This window comes from Methylobacterium sp. Leaf99 (assembly GCF_001422375.1).
GTDB lineage: Bacteria > Pseudomonadota > Alphaproteobacteria > Rhizobiales > Beijerinckiaceae > Methylobacterium.
The window spans coordinates 258,178-274,208 of sequence record NZ_LMMU01000001.1; the positions used below are offsets into that span (position 1 = coordinate 258,178).

Annotated in this window: 12 protein-coding genes and 1 pseudogene; 4 read left to right on the forward strand and 9 right to left on the reverse strand. The window is 67.1% G+C overall.

Going from position 1 to position 16,031, the window contains the following annotated elements; genetic code table 11:
- The first annotated feature begins 43 nt into the window (after positions 1-43).
- The 3 genes from gltX (at position 44) to ASF28_RS01215 (ending at position 4,006) form a co-directional block, all read left to right on the forward strand.
- Entirely contained in the window at positions 44-1,471 is a 1,428-nt protein-coding gene (gene gltX, locus ASF28_RS01205) for a glutamate--tRNA ligase (RefSeq protein ID WP_056086555.1), read from the forward strand.
- A 240-nt stretch (positions 1,472-1,711) separates the two neighbouring features.
- Positions 1,712-3,001, forward strand: coding sequence for a citrate synthase (gene gltA, locus ASF28_RS01210; RefSeq protein ID WP_056086558.1), 1,290 nt, complete (start codon positions 1,712-1,714; stop codon positions 2,999-3,001).
- Positions 3,002-3,112: 111 nt separating this feature from the next.
- Positions 3,113-4,006: a dihydrodipicolinate synthase family protein gene (locus ASF28_RS01215; protein WP_056086562.1), complete on the forward strand. Its 894-nt coding sequence runs from the start codon at positions 3,113-3,115 to the stop codon at positions 4,004-4,006.
- Positions 4,007-4,009: 3 nt separating this feature from the next.
- Here ASF28_RS01215 and ASF28_RS01220 read toward each other — a convergent pair whose 3' ends face one another.
- The 5 genes from ASF28_RS01220 to fabZ all read right to left on the reverse strand — a co-directional run bounded on the left by ASF28_RS01220 (position 4,010) and on the right by fabZ (position 7,846).
- Positions 4,010-4,501 (reverse strand): hypothetical protein, encoded by a 492-nt coding sequence (locus tag ASF28_RS01220; RefSeq protein WP_056086565.1) that lies wholly within the window; start codon positions 4,499-4,501, stop codon positions 4,010-4,012.
- Between the two features lie 63 nt (positions 4,502-4,564).
- Positions 4,565-5,737, reverse strand: a complete 1,173-nt coding sequence (lpxB, locus tag ASF28_RS01225) for a lipid-A-disaccharide synthase (protein ID WP_056086568.1) — start codon at positions 5,735-5,737, stop codon at positions 4,565-4,567.
- The gene (locus ASF28_RS01230; protein WP_056086570.1) at positions 5,734-6,585 is read right to left on the reverse strand and encodes an LpxI family protein; all 852 of its coding nucleotides are present in this window, start codon (positions 6,583-6,585) and stop codon (positions 5,734-5,736) included. The genes lpxB and ASF28_RS01230 overlap by 4 nt, the downstream gene beginning before the upstream one ends.
- The gene (gene lpxA, locus ASF28_RS01235; RefSeq protein ID WP_056086572.1) at positions 6,582-7,394 is read right to left on the reverse strand and encodes an acyl-ACP--UDP-N-acetylglucosamine O-acyltransferase; all 813 of its coding nucleotides are present in this window, start codon (positions 7,392-7,394) and stop codon (positions 6,582-6,584) included. The genes ASF28_RS01230 and lpxA overlap by 4 nt, the downstream gene beginning before the upstream one ends.
- Positions 7,391-7,846: a 3-hydroxyacyl-ACP dehydratase FabZ gene (gene fabZ / locus ASF28_RS01240; RefSeq protein WP_370692867.1), complete on the reverse strand. Its 456-nt coding sequence runs from the start codon at positions 7,844-7,846 to the stop codon at positions 7,391-7,393. Before fabZ ends, lpxA begins: the two co-directional genes overlap by 4 nt.
- A 475-nt stretch (positions 7,847-8,321) precedes the next feature.
- Between fabZ and ASF28_RS01245 the strand changes: the two genes are divergently transcribed.
- Complete coding sequence (locus ASF28_RS01245; protein WP_162239968.1) at positions 8,322-9,050, forward strand: Crp/Fnr family transcriptional regulator; 729 nt, start codon at positions 8,322-8,324, stop codon at positions 9,048-9,050.
- A gap of 95 nt (positions 9,051-9,145) precedes the next feature.
- Here the strand turns inward: ASF28_RS01245 and lpxD are convergent, their stop codons facing one another.
- From lpxD to ASF28_RS01265, 4 genes and pseudogenes are all read right to left on the reverse strand, one after another.
- Positions 9,146-10,204 (reverse strand): UDP-3-O-(3-hydroxymyristoyl)glucosamine N-acyltransferase, encoded by a 1,059-nt coding sequence (gene lpxD / locus ASF28_RS01250; protein ID WP_056086581.1) that lies wholly within the window; start codon positions 10,202-10,204, stop codon positions 9,146-9,148.
- A gap of 46 nt (positions 10,205-10,250) precedes the next feature.
- Positions 10,251-12,809, reverse strand: a complete 2,559-nt coding sequence (bamA, locus tag ASF28_RS01255) for an outer membrane protein assembly factor BamA (RefSeq protein WP_056086584.1) — start codon at positions 12,807-12,809, stop codon at positions 10,251-10,253.
- 310 nt (positions 12,810-13,119) lie between these two features.
- Positions 13,120-14,280, reverse strand: a complete 1,161-nt coding sequence (gene rseP / locus ASF28_RS01260) for an RIP metalloprotease RseP (RefSeq protein WP_056086587.1) — start codon at positions 14,278-14,280, stop codon at positions 13,120-13,122.
- 170 nt (positions 14,281-14,450) lie between these two features.
- Positions 14,451-16,026: pseudogene (locus tag ASF28_RS01265) on the reverse strand (DHA2 family efflux MFS transporter permease subunit); the annotation flags it as partial.
- Between the last annotated feature and the right edge of the window lie 5 nt (positions 16,027-16,031).

Below are 16,031 nucleotides of genomic sequence, written 5' to 3' on the forward strand. Positions count from 1 at the left end.
CCGCCACCAGCCCGCTCCACTTCGGAACTTCAAGCCAAGATTGATGTCGTCAGCCGTCGTCACGCGCTTCGCGCCCTCCCCCACGGGCTATCTCCACATCGGCGGCGCTCGCACCGCCCTGTTCAACTGGCTCTATGCCCGCCGCTTCGGCGGCCGGATGCTCCTGCGCATAGAGGACACGGATCGCGAACGTTCGACGCAGGGGGCCATCGACGCGATCCTGGACGGGATGCGCTGGCTCGGCCTCGATTGGGACGGCGACGTCATCTATCAGTATGCCCGGGCCGACCGGCATCGGGAGGCGGCCGAAAGCTTGCTCGCCTCCGGCCATGCCTATCGCTGCTACGCGACGCCGGAGGAACTCACCGCCATGCGCGAGGCGGCCCGCGCTGAAGGCCGGCCGCTGCGCTACGATGGCCGCTGGCGCGACCGTGATCCCTCCGAGGCACCCGCTGGGGTGAAGCCGGTGATCCGCTTGCGCGCGCCCGTCGAGGGCGAGACCGTGGTGGAGGACGGTGTTCAGGGCCGGGTCGTCTGGCAGAACAAGGATCTCGACGACCTCGTACTCCTGCGCTCGGACGGCAATCCGACCTACATGCTCGCCGTGGTGGTGGACGACCACGACATGGGCGTGACCCAGGTGATTCGGGGCGACGACCATCTCACCAACGCGGCGCGCCAGCGCCAGATCTCCGATGCCCTCGGATGGGAAGCGCCGGCCATGGCACACATCCCGCTCATCCATGGAGCGGACGGGGCCAAGCTATCGAAGCGCCACGGGGCGCTCGGCGTCGATGCCTATCGCGACCTCGGCTACCTGCCGGCGGCGCTCCGCAACTACCTCGTGCGCCTCGGCTGGAGTCACGGTGACCAGGAGGTGTTCTCCACCGACGAGATGGTGGCGGCCTTCGACCTCGCGTCCATCGGGCGTTCGCCGGCTCGTTTCGACTTCGCCAAGCTCGAGAACCTCAACGGCCTCTATATCCGGGGGGCGGACGATGCCGATCTCGTCACCGCCATCGATGGCGTTCTACCGGCCCTCGGGCCGTCACGCGGCATCGCGACACCCATGGCGCCGGAGCTGCGCGAAAAACTGACGACGGCGATGCCGGGCCTGAAGGAGCGCGCCAAGACCCTCGTCGATCTCCTAGACAGTGCCTACTATCTCACGGCCGCCCGGCCGCTGACCCTCGACGAGAAGGCCACGGGGCTGCTCGGCTCCGAAGCGCGGGAACGCCTCGCCGCGATCCTGCCAGCCCTCGAGGCACTTCCCGAGTGGACTGTGGCGGCGACGGAAGGGGCGGTACGCGCTTTCGCCGAATCGGCAGCGATCAAGCTCGGCCAGATCGCCCAGCCCCTTCGGGCGGCGCTCACGGGGCGGGCGACCTCCCCGCCGGTCTTCGATGTAATGGCCGTGCTCGGCCGAGCGGAATGCCTCGGCCGCCTGCGCGATCAGGCATCCGCCGCCTGACGCGAACGGGGCCGCTTTCGCCGACGAGGAACCGACGGGCCGAATGACAATCCGGCCCGGTTCTCGCATCCCGGCGTTCGTGAGGCGGGCGCTCAGTTGAAGGCGGTCGACTGATCCGCTAACCCGATGCTCGTGTGAGCAAGTGCAACATGCGTTGCCCTTGCGCCCCGGAGCCGGGTGGGCGAACCATCGCCACGCGGGCCGGCGCCGCCCCGCTGCCACGAAAGGGTCCACGTCTCCATGAGCGCCACCAGCACCATCACCGTGGGCGACGCGCAGGTCGAACTGCCGATCAAGACCGGCACCATCGGCCCCGACGTCATCGATATCGGCAAGCTCTACGCCAAGACCGGCAAGTTCACCTTCGACCCGGGCTTCACCTCCACGGCCTCGTGCGAATCGAAGATCACCTATATCGACGGCGATGCCGGCGTGCTGCTTTATCGCGGCTACCCCATCGAGCAGATCGCCGAGAGCGGCGACTTCCTCGAGACCTGCTACCTCATGCTGTTCGGCGAGTTGCCGACGCCGGCTCAGAAGGCCGATTTCGATTATCGGGTCACGCGCCACACCATGGTGCACGACCAGATGAACCGCTTCTTCCAGGGGTTCCGCCGCGATGCCCATCCCATGGCGATCATGGTCGCCTGCGTCGGCGCCCTGTCGGCATTCTATCACGACTCGACGGACATCTCGGACGACAAGCAGCGGATGATCGCAAGCTTGCGGATGATCGCCAAAATGCCGACGCTGGCAGCGATGGCCTATAAGTATTCTATCGGCCAACCATTCGTGTACCCGAAGAATGATCTCGACTATACGTCAAATTTCCTACGGATGTGTTTCGCGGTTCCGTGCGAAGACTTTAAGGTCAATCCAATCTTTGCCCGGGCACTGGACCGGATCTTCATCCTTCACGCCGATCACGAGCAGAACGCCTCGACCTCCACCGTGCGTCTCGCCGGCTCGTCGGGTGCCAATCCGTTCGCCTGCGTCGCCGCCGGCATCGCCTGCCTGTGGGGACCGGCCCATGGCGGCGCCAACGAGGCGGCCCTGAAGATGCTCGAAGAGATCGGCCACCCGGAGAACGTCGCCAAGTACGTCGCCAAGGCCAAGGACAAGAACGACCCGTTCCGCCTCATGGGTTTCGGTCACCGCGTGTACAAGAACTACGATCCGCGCGCGCGCATCATGCAGAAGACCACCCACGAGGTACTCGGCCAACTCGGGATCAAGGATGATCCGCTGCTGGAAGTCGCGGTTCAGCTCGAGAAGATCGCCCTGGAGGACGAGTACTTCATCGAGAAGAAGCTCTATCCGAACATCGATTTCTACTCAGGAATCACCCTCAAGGCCATGGGCTTCCCGACCTCGATGTTCACGGTGTTGTTCGCGCTCGCCCGCACCACGGGCTGGATCGCCCAGTGGGCCGAGATGATCGAGGACCCGTCGCAGAAGATCGGCCGGCCGCGCCAGCTCTATATCGGCCCGGAGAAGCGCGAATACGTCCCCATCGACCAGCGCGGCTGACGATGGGAAACCCCGTCCGAATAATCGGGCGGGGTTTTTGAGACAGGAGCGGGACGACACGACGTCCCGCCACGATCGTCGGCGCTTCTACCACCCCACATGGAGTGCCCAATGATCCTTCCTAACGGGCTCGCGGCCTTTCCGATCACACCGTCCGATACCGATGGGCGCGTCGATGTCGGCGGCCTGCGCCGACTCCTCGCCCCCCTGTGTGAGGCGGGGGTCGATTCGATCGGTCTTCTCGGCAGCACCGGTTCCTATCCGTACCTGTCCCGTTCCGAGCGGCGGCGCGCCCTGGAAACGGCCGTCGACGCGGTGGCCGGACGGATGCCGATCCTCGTTGGCGTCGGAGCCCTGCGCTCCGACGAGGCCGTGGCGCTGGCGCGGGACGCCCGGGCCCTGGGCGCGGCGGCGGGCTTGCTGGCCCCGGTCTCCTATACGCCGCTGACGGAGGACGAGGTGTTCGAGCACTTCGTGACCGTCGCGCGGGAAAGCGGACTGCCGCTCTGCATCTACAACAATCCGGGCACCACCCATTTCACCTTCACGCCCGCGCTCGTCGGTCGCCTCAGCCGTGAACCCGGAATCGTTGCGGTCAAATGCCCAGCCCCCGGGCGCCGGGAGGTCATCGCTCAACTGACCGGACTGCGCGAGGCGGGGCCCGACGGCTTTTCGATCGGATCCAGCGGAGACTGGAATGCCGTCGAGGCGCTGCTCGCCGGCGGTGACGTTTGGTACAGCGTCATGGGCGGATTGTTTCCCCGGACCGCCATGGCCATCGTCCGGGCCGTTCGCGACGGAGATACCGATGCGGCGCGGGCGTTGGACGCCCGGCTGCAGCCGCTCTGGGGCCTGTTCAAGGAATTCTCCAGTCTGCGCGTGGTGTATGCCTGCGCTCATGAACTCGGCCTTTGCAGCACCCAGCCGCCGCGTCCGGTCCTACCCCTGACAGGACCCGCACGGGATACGGTCGTTCGGACGCTTCGAGATCTGGATCTCCGCTGACGCCTAGGGCCCCGCCGCACGTGCCGGCGGCCGGATGAGGCGCGGGCGCCAGATGCCGAGGACGACGTTGACTGTCGCGACCGCGAGAAGCAGCCAGAGGGTCCCGCCCTCGCCCTCAAGGGCCTGGCCGAGCAACGCCGGATCGCCGTGCCCGGCCAGCGCGGCGGCACTGAGGTCGGCCTCCTGCCGCATCGGCCCCTGGACGTAGACCAATCCGCCCTCGAACATCAGAACGCCGGTGGCAAGCTTCACCCAGGCCCAACCCGCGTTATGAAACGCGCGCTGGGCGAGGGCCAGGAGGCCCGCCAGCAGCGTCAGGGCGAGGGAGGGCAGAAAGATCCACGACGCCACGGCCCCCATGGCACCGCGCATCAAGGCATATCCCGCCAGGACGGCCGGCGGAGGCGTGAAGCTCAGCATGACGACAAGGCACGCCATCGCCCCCATGAGCCCAATGGCTCCCATCGTGTGGAGGAATTTGAGGGTGCGTCTCACGGTGTCTGGACCGCATCCGGGTTGGCCTGCCGGAAAGCTAACGCACGCCTTGCGTTCCGTCGATCAGGCCGCCCGCTGGGCCGCGAGTACGATCCGCGCGGCGCTCCGGCTCGGCTCGTCGTCGCCGGGAAGTCGCATCAACCCATCGATCCGTGACAGGGCATCCACCTGAGCGTCGCGTACCGGTCCGCCCGTCAGCAGGGGCGCCAGGGCGTCGGTGAGGCGCGCGGCGGTGCACTCCGCCTGGATGAATTCCGGCATGGCGTTGCGGTCGAGGATCAGGTTCGGCAGCACGATGGTGGGCACCTGGATCAGGCGTCGGGCCACGGCTTCCTCGATCCGCGAGACTTTGTAGGCGACCACCATGGGCACACCGGCCAGCGCCAGTTCCAGGGTGACGGTGCCGGAGGCGGCGAGCGCCGCGCGGGCGCGCCGGAAGGCTGCATGCTTTGCCGCCTCGCCGTGGACGAGGCGCACCGGGACGTCCCAGGCCAGCGCGAGGCGCTCGATGAGGGCGCGGTGGCGGGTCACGGCGGGCAGCACCGCCTCGATCGGCCCGAGCCGCGCGCTCAGTCGTGCCAGGGTGGCGCCGAAGACCGGCATGAGTCGCTCGATCTCCGAGCGGCGCGAGCCCGGCAGGATCACCAGGGTCGGCGGCGACCCCGCGCGCGCCTGCGCCTCCCGGGCATCGGGGCGCAGATCCGACAGGCGCTCGATGAGCGGATGACCGACATAGGTGCAGGCCGGCCCGCCGAGGCGACGATGCGCCTCCGGCTCGAACGGCAGCAGGGCGAGGACGTGGTCGATGAACGGCCGCATCTTCGCCGCGCGCCAGGGGCGCCAGGCCCAGACGCTCGGCGACACGTAATCGACGATGGGCAGATCCGGCATCCGCTTGCGCACGCGCGAGGCTACCGCATGGGTGAAGCCAGGGCTGTCGATGATGACGAGAACGTCGGGCCGGGCCTCGACCACGTCGCGCACGGTCTGACGGATTCGGCGCAGCAGGGTACGCAGGCGGGCGGCCACGGGCAGGTAACCCATGACGGCGACATCGTCGATGGGAAACAGTGATTGGAAGCCTTGGGCAATCATCGCCTCGCCGCCGACACCACCGAACCGGATCGGCCGCTCGGACAGGGCGACGAGGGCGGGCATGAGCTTGGCCCCGAGCTGATCGCCGGAATCCTCGCCCGCCACCAACCAAATCGTCTTCGGGACAGATCCGCCGCTCATGCGTCGATCCTCAATCCGATCAGGAAGAGACCGGCCCTGTCGGCCGCGGCGACCGTAGCCGGCCGGTCGATGATCAGGGTGAACCCGGCCTGGATGGCAAGGCCAGCGCAGCCGGCGGCTGCAGCGGCCGCGACCGTGCGCGGACCGACGGCCGGCAGATCGACGCGCAGATCCTGCCCCGTCTTGGCGACCTTGACGAGGACGGTGCCGGGCTGGCTCGCCCCGAAACCGAAGGGCTTGCGCCCCAGGGCCCGCGCCCGGGCGAGCATCCGATCCGTCCCCTCGGGGCCCTCGACGGTCAGGGCCCGCTGAGCCGCCACCACGGCCGCCTGCCCGACATCGTAGGGCGCCAGGGCGCCAAGAAGCGCGCGGCCCGTGCCGATGGAGGCCAGGGCGGCGGCATCCGGTGCATGACGACCCATCACACCTTCGGGGCTGAGCAGATCGGGCGCAACCTCGTGGACGCCGACGACGGCGTGGCCGTTCTCCTCCAGAAGGGCCAGGGCCCCGCGCAGCAGGCGGTCGTCACCGCCCCCGGCGATGGCCTTGAGCGCATCGCGGTTGCGCAAGGCAGCGGCGGCGTTGAGGATGGCGGCGGGGTTCGGTCGCGCGACACCGCCGGCCGGCACCACGCTGACGGGTCCCCACGCCTTGAGGATGGCGAGCACGCCGGCGATGTCGAGGAGGTCCACGCACGCCTCGGCCCGAGCCCGCATGGTCCGCTCGGCGAAGCCCCTGATAGCGAGGATGCGGAACGGGCGTCCGGCCCGATCGAGGGACTCGGCCACCAGTTCGGGCAGACGTCCCGCCCCGGCGACGAGGACGAGGGGCGCCGGCTGCGCTCTCAAGGCGTACCCGGAGTCTCGCGCGGGGTGCAGATCGAGCGCTTGCCGCCGGCCCGGATGAACGCGACGATCTCGGCGACGCCGCGATGGGCGTCGAACTCCGCCGCCACGTCCTCGACCCGTTCCATCAGGGTGCCCTCGGGAGCGAACAGCAGGCGGTACGCCCGGCGCAGGGCATGGATGTCCTCGCGGGCGAAACCCCGGCGCTGCAGGCCGATGATGTTGAGACCCGACAGGTAAGCCCGGTTGCCCAGCGCCATGCCGAAGGGAATGCAGTCGTTCTCCAGGGCCGACATGCCGCCGACGAAGGCGTGCGCCCCGACACGGGCAAACTGGATCACCGCGGCACCGCCGCCGAGGATGGCGAAGTCACCGACATTGCAGTGGCCGGCGAGCATCACGTTGTTGGAGAACACGACGCCGTTCCCCACCCGGCAATCGTGCCCAACATGGGAATTGGCGAGGAAGGTGCAGGTGTCGCCGACCGTGGTCTCGAGACCGCCGCCGGCGGTGCCGGGATTCATGGTGACGCCCTCGCGGATGAGGCAATCGGCCCCAATGGTGAGCGTCGACGTCTCGCCGCGGAATTTCAGATCCTGCGGCGGGTGACCGATGGAGGCAAAGGGATAGAGGCGCGTGCGGGGACCGATGGTGGTATGCCCGGCCACGACCACATGGCTCACGAGCTCACAGCCGTCGCCGAGGGCGACGTCCGGGCCGACATGGCAGAACGGGCCGATCCGCACGTCGGCGCCGAGGGTCGCGCCGTCCTCGACAACCGCGCTCGGATGGATGCCTGCCGCCCCGGTCATTCCGTCACCAGCATGGCGCCGATCTCGGCTTCCGCCACGAGGGTGTCGCCGACCCGAGCCTGGCCCTGGAACCACCACATGGTGCGGCGCTGGTTCATCTTGGTCATGTGGTAGCGCACGGTGTCGCCGGGCACGACGGGCTTGCGGAACTTGCACTTGTCGATGGTCATGAAGAACACCTGCTTGGCGCGCAGGTTCTCGGTCATGATGTGCTGGCAGCAGATGGCGCCGGCGGTCTGGGCCATGCCTTCGATGAGGAGCACGCCGGGGAACACCGGCAAACCGGGGAAGTGCCCGGTGAATTGCGGCTCGTTGATCGTGACGTTCTTGATGCCGACGCAGGACCGGTCACCGTCGATATCGACGATCCGGTCGATCATCAGGAAGGGATAGCGGTGCGGCAGGAGTTCCAGGACCTTCTGGATATCGGCCGAGCCGAGCTCACGCGGCATCTCGTTCATCGATCGGATCATCTCCCTGGCGCGCGGCGGCGCACTCGGTGCTCCGCCCCGCTCGTTCTCTTGCCCGCCATCCTGGTGGAAACGAAGTCTTTCCGCAGAAACACCGCCGGATGCAAGCCCAGCCGCCGAAAGTCATGCGCGTTGAATCTGGAGCCGGTAGCGAGAATTTGAGCCAGGCCGTGGGTTGGCCGAGTTGACCGAGCCCGACTTCGGTGCGCAATCGTACAGTCGGTCGTTGGGCGGTACCTCTTGATCGGTTGCGACCGGGATCTCGGTTCCCCGTTCGGCCATCGTCGCCTTGATTCCCCGGTACGGAGTTTCCCAATTGCGATCCCGTCGGCATCTCGGCCCGATGCCTGCGGATGGCAGGGGCCCACGAATCGCCGGAGACAAGGTCGGCCCGACAGGGCAGCTCATCGATCCGATAGAGTCCGGGCCTGCCGATGGCGGTGCTCCGGCACGGGCCGTGACGATCCGGGCGCCGAACCGATTTCGGCGCAAACTCGAAAGCCTCGTTTCGCTCTCGGCCTCGGCGGGAGATCAGCTCGAGCGGGTCACCGTACGGCACGACAATCATCCCACTCGGGCGGATCTAATTCCGCGGCACGACACACAGGGTGGTCGGCTCATCCTGATGGAAGGCTTCGCCTGCCATTACCGCACTCTGACGGGCGGTCGCCGGCAGATCATCGCCTATCTCGTGCCGGGCGACAGCTACGATCTCGATTCGCCCCAGCACACTCGGCTGGGCCACGAGATGATGGCGCTGACGCCCGTATGCGTCGCGCGCCTGGCACGAGCCTCGGTCGCATCCGTGACCCGAGATTTTCCGGCCATTGCCGAGGGACTGCGCGTGGCGGCCCAGGTGGACGAGGCCACCGTGCGCGAATGGCTCGTCAACATCGGCGGGCGTCCGGCCCTGGAGCGGATCGCGCACCTGTTTTGTGAACTCGAACTGCGCCTGCGCGCCGTCGGCCTGGCGGACGCGGACCGATTCGACATGCCGATCACGCAATACGATCTCGCCGACACCGTCGGATTGTCGAGCGTGCACGTCAACCGAACCCTGCAGGAGCTTCGTCGTCAGGGGCTGATCACCCTGTCGGGTCGATCGTTGACGATCCTGAATCGGCCCGCGTTCCAGGCCATGGCGGATTTCCAGCCTGACTATCTGCGCTTGCGCAAAACCGGCTGATCGCGCGCTCGACAGGTCCGTACGGATCTCGATTTTGCTCAAGTGCGGTGCGGGTTGCCTGAGACGGGCATTCCGTCCATGCACAACAGACGGTGTCAGGCCTTCGGTTCGTCACCATCGCGGGCCGAGCGTTCGGCAAGGCGAGCCAGGGTCGTCAATTCGCGGAACCAAGCGCGGACGGGCTTGGCCGGGGTACCGCCCCAGCGGGAGCCGGGCGGCACGTCACGGTTGACGTTGGACGAGCCCGCGATCTGCGCCCCCATGCCGATGCGCAGGTGCCCGACGACGCCGACCTGCCCACCGAGGACAACGTAATCCTCCAGGGTGGTCGATCCGGATATGCCGACGCCCGAGACGATGACGCAGTGACGTCCGATGACGACGTTGTGGGCGATCTGAACGAGGTTGTCGATCTTCGTCCCCTCCCCGATCACCGTGTCCCGGCTGGCCCCGCGATCGATGGTGGTGTTGGCGCCGATCTCGACATCGTCCTGCACGATGACCCGGCCGATCTGCGGCACCTTCAGGTGCCCGCCGGGCCCCATGGCGAAGCCGAAACCGTCCTGGCCGAGGCGCGCACCGGGATGGACGATGACGCGGTTGCCGAGCAGCGCATGGGTCAAGGTGGCACCAGCGCCGATGGAGCAGTCGCGACCGACCCGGACATTCGGGCCGAGGACGGCGCCGGGACCGATCACGGTGCCGGAGCCGATTTCGGCACCGGGGCCGATCACCGCACCGGGATCGATGCGCACACCGGACTCGAGGCGGGCTTCGGGATGGACGTGGGAGCCGGGCGCGATGCCCGTGGAGGCAAAGAGCGAGCCCGGCCGCATGGCATCCGGATGCAAGCGGGCGAGGAGGCCGGCGTAAACGCGATAGGGGTCGCGGAGGACCAAGGCCACGGTGCCGGCCGGCACGCGGGCGGCGAAGCGCGGCGCGACGAGGCAAGCGCCGGCCCGTGTCCGGGCCAGGGCATCGCCGTAACGGGCGTTGTCCATGTAGGCGACGTCGCTAGCGGCGGCGGTCTCGAGAGAGGCCGCCCCGGTGAGTATCGTCGTCGAGTCGATGCCGGACGGCAGTGAAACGCCGGCAGCCTCGGCGATGTCGCCGAGGCTGAGGGTGGTGTTGGCAGAGAAGAAAATCGGATCCATGACCGGCAACGCGCCGCCCCTCGAAAAGGGCGGCGCCTTTCTCAGATCAGAAGCGCGAGCCGCCGGAGAACCGGAAGGCCTGGAGCTGATCCTTGCCGATCCGGAAGTTGGTGCCCGGCACCTTCACGCCTTCGTCCTTGGTGAGGGCGTAGGCGTAGTCGAAGCGGATCGGACCGAGGGGCGAGTTCCACAGAATGGAGGCACCGATGGACGACCGGATGACCGCCTTGTCGTGGACGTTCACGCACTCGGGTTCGACGCCGATGGTGGCCGAGTTGAAGTTGCAGACGCCGCCGGGGGCGATGCCGTTGATGAAGGCGTCGCCATTGACGTTGAACTGCGTGCGGCCGTTGTAGCCGAACAGCGTACCGGCATCGGCGAACACCGCGCCCTTCAGGCCGAGATCCCGCGGGATACCCCAGATCGGGAACTGGACCTCCACCGTGCCGCCGACATAGGTGCTGCCGCCGATGGCGTTGGAGCGGCTATCGGCGATGCCGACGTCGCGCGGACCGATGCCGTTGGGAGCGAAACCACGGACCAGCGACGGGCCGAGGAAGAACTGGTCGGTGATGCGCAGGGGCTCGTCGTTGAGCGCCGAGATGTGACCGCCCTGGAGCCGGACGAAGCCGACCACGTCCTCGTAGAGTTCCTTGTAGTACCGGGCGTCTCCGGTCACGCGGAAGAACTTCGAGTCGCCGCCGAGACCAGCGATGTCGGGCTTCAGCTCGGCATAGAGGCCGTTGCGGGGCAGACCGATGTTGTCGAGGGTCGAGTAGGCGAGCGTCAGGCCGGCAAGCGACGTGAGCGTGTTGCCCTGCGAGCCCTTGAGGGCGATGGAGGCCTCACCGTCGAAGGCGCAGTTCGGGTAGGCCGCGAGACCCGCCACGTTCTGCCCGTTGGCCGTGAACGTGTTGTTCGGATAGACCGCCGTGTAGCCAGGGATCGGGTTCGAGCAGTCGTTGTACGGCCGGCGGATGGTGTTCGGGACGCGCAGCTCGGTGTTGTAGAGCGAGTAGCGCAGGGTAATGCCGAACTCTTCCGTGATCGGCAGGCCGACGCGAAGCTGACCGCCGTACACGGTGGTCTCGTAGCGCGAGTAGCGGGTCTGGTCGCTGTACTTGTAGAAGGCGTCGAAGCCGGCGGCCAGGCGGTAGCCGAGGAAGTACGGCTCGGTGAACGAGAAGTCGACGCCGCGGGCGTACTGGCCAGCGGTACCGGCGACGCGCACGTACTGACCGCGACCGAGGAAGTTGGACTCGGAGACCGACACTTCGCCGATGATGCCGTCCTGGGTCGAGTAGCCACCGGCGACCGAGAACGAGCCCGTGGGCTGATCTTCGACATCGATGTTGATGACCACGCGGTCGGCGGCCGAGCCGGGCTCATTGGAGAAGCGGACCTTCTTGAAGAAGCCGAGGCCGTTGAGGCGACGCTCGGCGCGGTCCGTGAGGACGCGGTTGTAGGCGTCGCCCTCGGTGATATCGAGCTCGCGGCGGATGACGTAGTCGCGGGTGCGGGTGTTGCCCCGGATGTTGATGCGCTCGACGTAGACGCGCGGGCCGTCCTCGACCACGAAGCCGAGGGCCACGGTGCCGGTGGCGGGATCACGCTGGCCGGTCGGACGAACCTGGGCGAACGGGTAGCCCTGGCGGGCGACCTGATTCGTGACGCCGTTGAGGGTCTTCTCGACATCCTCAGCATTGTAGACATCGCCGACGGCGGTCCGGACTTCGCCGTCGAGCCCCTGCGTGTCGAGACCGGGAAGGCGCGAATCGATGGCGACGGCACCGACCTTGTACTGCTGGCCTTCCTCGACGATCACGTCGATGACCCAGCCGGCATCGGTCTCCGCCTCGACGTAGCGGGCATCGGCCTTCACGACGCGGAAGTCGGCGTAACCGTTCTTCAGGTAGAAGCGCCGCACGAGATCGAGATCATTGGTGATCCGGTCCGGATCGTAGACGTCCGAGGTCTTGATGAACGACAGAAAGTTCATTTCCGACGAAGACATCAATTCCTTGATCTTCGACTCGGAGTACTCTTTGTTGCCGCTGATGTTGATCGCCTTGATGCCGGTCTTGTCACCTTCCTCGATGACGTAGATCACGTCCAAGCGGCCGTTGGGCAGGTCGACGGTGCGGAAGCTGACCTTCGCGCTGCCGCGACCGGAGCGGCGATAGATCTCGCGGATGCGCTGCATGTCCGCGGTGACGATGCCCTGGTTATAGGGACCGCGCGCCTTGGCCTCGATCTCACCCTCAAGGGTGGCCTTCTCAATCTTCTTGTTTCCCTCGAACACAACGCGGTTGATGATGTTGTTCTCGCGCACGCTCACGACGGTGCTGCCGCCGCTGCGCGACACCTTGACGTCGGAGAACATGCCGCTCGCCAACAGGTTGCGGCGGGCCTCCTCGGGCGAACCGGAGGCGGTACCGGTCACGTAGGACCGGATCGTATCGGAATCGACGCGCTTGTTACCCTGGACGACGATCTGCTCGGCCTGCGCCGCGCTGCCGAGCACCAGCCCTGCGGCCGTGGCGGCGACTAGGACGATGGTCTGCTCCGCCGACTTGCGTCGGCGCTTCCCCGTCATCGACATCATGTAATCGCCCGTCTCTTTTATTATCAGTACGGGTTCGCACCCGCGGACAGGCGCCGGTTTGCCCGGTCGTCCCGTCGTCTGGTCCCAAGCTCAGCTTCTACCGAGTTTCCCGGTCGAAGCAAACGCCGGGGGCACCCGCTCACAGGGGATTTTGGGGACACGTGGCCTTCCGGTCACTTAACGACGAAACCGGATTGCCGAACACGGTGAACGAAGCGTCAACGAGGTTCGGCAGCGCGGCGGAGATGCCTGCGCGGCCAGCGACTTGGCCCCATACCGACCATGCCGGAGGGCGATGCGGAGCGGTCGATCAGGTGCCCCGCGCAGCCCAGGACGCACCAAGGTTGAGCACGTCGTTCCAGGCGGCGAAGAGCATGAGAAACAGCACGAGGGCGAGGCCGATGCGAAAGCCGATCTCCTGGGTCCGCTCGCTCAAGGGCCGGCCGCGCGCGGCCTCGAACGCGTAGAACAGCAGATGGCCACCATCGAGCAGCGGTACCGGAAACAGGTTGAGAAGACCGATGGAGACGGAGAGCAGGGCGATGAGGCCGATGAGGCCGCCGGCGCCCCCAACCTTGGCGACTTCGCCCGAGACCCGGGCGATGCCGATGGGGCCGGACAGCTGGTCGGCCGATTCGCGGCCGGTCACGAGCTTTCCGATGTAGTCGATGGTGCGATCCACCACGAAGTAGGTCTCGTGGATGCCGAGTCCCACGGACTGGAGCGGCCCGTACTGAACGAGCTTGGCCTCGCTGCCCTTCGGGCCCTGGATGCCGAGGCGACCGAAGCGGTGGCGACCGAACGGGGTACGCTCCTCCATGCCGTCCGGTACGGCGGTCAGAACCTGACGCTCGCCGTTGCGCTCGACGGTGATGGCGAGGCTGGAGCCGGCGCTCGTGGACACCGTGCGCTGCATGTCGGTGAAGCTGTTCACCGCCGAGCCGCCGATGGCCCGGATCACGTCTCCGGGCTGGAAGCCGGCGCGCTCGGCCGCACTTCCGGCCACCACCGCCTCGACGCGGGCCGGTGTCTCGTAGCGGCCGCCGAAATAGATCGCCCCGGAGAACAACACGATCGCCAGCAGGAAGTTGGCGATGGGACCGGCGGCGACGATGGCGGCGCGCTTAGCCAGGGGTTGGGTCGGAAAGCTCGTCGCGCGTTCCTGCGGACTCATCCGGGCGACGGCCTCGGGGTCCGGTACGCTGGCACCGTTGGCGTCGCCATGGAATTTGACGTAGCCGCCGAGCGGCACCGCCGAGAGCTTCCAGCGGGTGCCGTGGCGGTCGTTGAAGCCGAACAGCTCCGGGCCGAAACCGAGGGAGAACGCGTGGACCCCGACACCGCACCAGCGGCCGACGAGGAAGTGTCCCATCTCGTGGACGAAGACGACGACGCTGAGGACGATGAGGAACGGAATCACGTTGCCGAAGAAGCCGGCGGCCGTCCCGCCCATCGCGTTCAGAAAGTCCATCGTCGATCCCCGAGGCGTCTCAGCGGCACGCCGATCCGCCCATAGCAGATCGGACCTGCAGCGGGCGAACGCAAATGCACCACGTTGGTTCTGGCGTCGCACCGGGGCAAAGACCAGACGGAAAGTCGGCTTTCCTGCGATCTCGGTAAAGAGAGGCGCAGGGTCAGTGCCCCCCCGCCCCCGCCCATGGCGGCGCGCGGCCGGCGGATGAAGGGCACGGCGCAGGCCATCAGGAGGAACAGGCCGGTCAGCACGAGGAACACATCCGAAAAGCTCATCACCAGTCCCTGGATGCGAACGGTGTTCATCATCGCCTTGAGGGCCATGGCATCGGCATTGCCGCCCATTCCTTCGAACTGTCGACGCGTCATTTCCAGGCGCTCCAGCACGGCGGTGTTGGTCCAGGTGAAGCGCTCGTGCAGGCGGGCGAGGTGGAGGTCCCACCGGTCGTTCAGCACGGTGTTGATGAGGGCGAGGCCCACCGCCCCGCCGAGGTTGCGCGTGAGGTTGTAGAGGCCGGAAGCGTTCTTCATCCGGGCCGGCGGCAGGGTGCCCAGCGCAATGTTGTTGATGGGAATCATGCACAGCATCAGGGAGCAGCCGCGCAGGATCTGGGGTACGAGCAGTTCGCCGAAATCCCAGTCTTTTGTGAGCCCCGTCACGATCCAGGTGCCGGCGGCGAAGCCGACGAAGCCGAGGCCCATGGGGATGCGTGGATCAACCTTGCCGAGGAACCGCCCGGCGATCGGGGCGGTGGCGAACATGCAGAGGCCGGAGATGAACATGGTCTCGCCGATCTGCAGGGCGGAGTAGCCGCGTACCCGGCCGAGATAGACCGGATAGAGAATAGGTCAGGCCGTAGAGGCCGATGCCGAGGACGAAGCTGAAGAGGCAGCCCGCCGTGAAGTTGCGATCCGCGAAGGCGCGCAGATCGACGATGGGCTCGGCCGCCGTGAAGGCACGCCAGAAAAAGGCAGGCCCGGCCATCGCGCAGACCACGGCGCAGGCGAGCACAGCCTCGTCGGCGAGCCAATCGTGATTCGGCCCCTCCTCCAGGACGTATTCGAGGCAGCCGAGCATGAGCGCCATGAACACGAGGCCGAACCAATCGAAACGCTTGAACAGGGCGAGGTTGGGCTCGTCGAAATCCACCAGGCAATAGGTCGAGACCGTGACGACGATGCCCGGCACCACATTGATGAGGAACAGCCAGTGCCAGTCGAACAGATCGGTGAGGTAGCCCCCCACCGTCGGGCCGATGGTGGGGGCGAGTGTGGCGACGAGGCCGATCATCGGCGAGACGATGGAGCGCTTCGAGGGCGGGAAGATCGTGAAGGCCGAGGCGAACACCGTCGGGATCATGCCGCCGCCGATGAAGCCCTGCAGGGCGCGCCAGACGATCATCTGATTGATGGTGGTGGAGGTGGCGCACATCACGCTCATGAGCGTGAAGCCGCCCGCCGAAATCACGAACATCCACCGGGTCGAGAGCACCCGCGACAGGAAGCCCGACAAGGGAATCGCGATCACCTCGGCGATGAGATAGCTCGTCTGGACCCAGGGAATTTCATCGCCCGAGGCGGAGAGGCCGGCCTGGATCTCGGCGAGCGAGGCCGAGACGATCTGGATGTCCAGGATCGCCATGAACATCCCGAACACCATGCAAACGAACGCCACCATGCGGCGGCGGTCGAGGGGCGGTCCGGCGGCGATGGGTCGGGCGAAATCCTGGGCGGCGGCGGCCATGGCGC

Bases quoted from the DNA above. Each gene is read 5' to 3' on its own strand.
- gltX (WP_056086555.1), top strand. From the start codon at position 44: ATGTCGTCAGCCGTCGTCACGCGCTTCGCGCCCTCCCCCACGGGCTAT.
- gltA (WP_056086558.1), top strand. From the start codon at position 1,712: ATGAGCGCCACCAGCACCATCACCGTGGGCGACGCGCAGGTCGAACTG.
- ASF28_RS01215 (WP_056086562.1), top strand. From the start codon at position 3,113: ATGATCCTTCCTAACGGGCTCGCGGCCTTTCCGATCACACCGTCCGAT.
- lpxB (WP_056086568.1), bottom strand. From the start codon at position 5,737: ATGAGCGGCGGATCTGTCCCGAAGACGATTTGGTTGGTGGCGGGCGAG.
- lpxA (WP_056086572.1), bottom strand. From the start codon at position 7,394: ATGACCGGGGCGGCAGGCATCCATCCGAGCGCGGTTGTCGAGGACGGC.
- fabZ (WP_370692867.1), bottom strand. From the start codon at position 7,846: ATGCCGCGTGAGCTCGGCTCGGCCGATATCCAGAAGGTCCTGGAACTC.
- lpxD (WP_056086581.1), bottom strand. From the start codon at position 10,204: ATGGATCCGATTTTCTTCTCTGCCAACACCACCCTCAGCCTCGGCGAC.
- bamA (WP_056086584.1), bottom strand. From the start codon at position 12,809: ATGATGTCGATGACGGGGAAGCGCCGACGCAAGTCGGCGGAGCAGACC.
- rseP (WP_056086587.1), bottom strand. From the start codon at position 14,280: ATGGACTTTCTGAACGCGATGGGCGGGACGGCCGCCGGCTTCTTCGGC.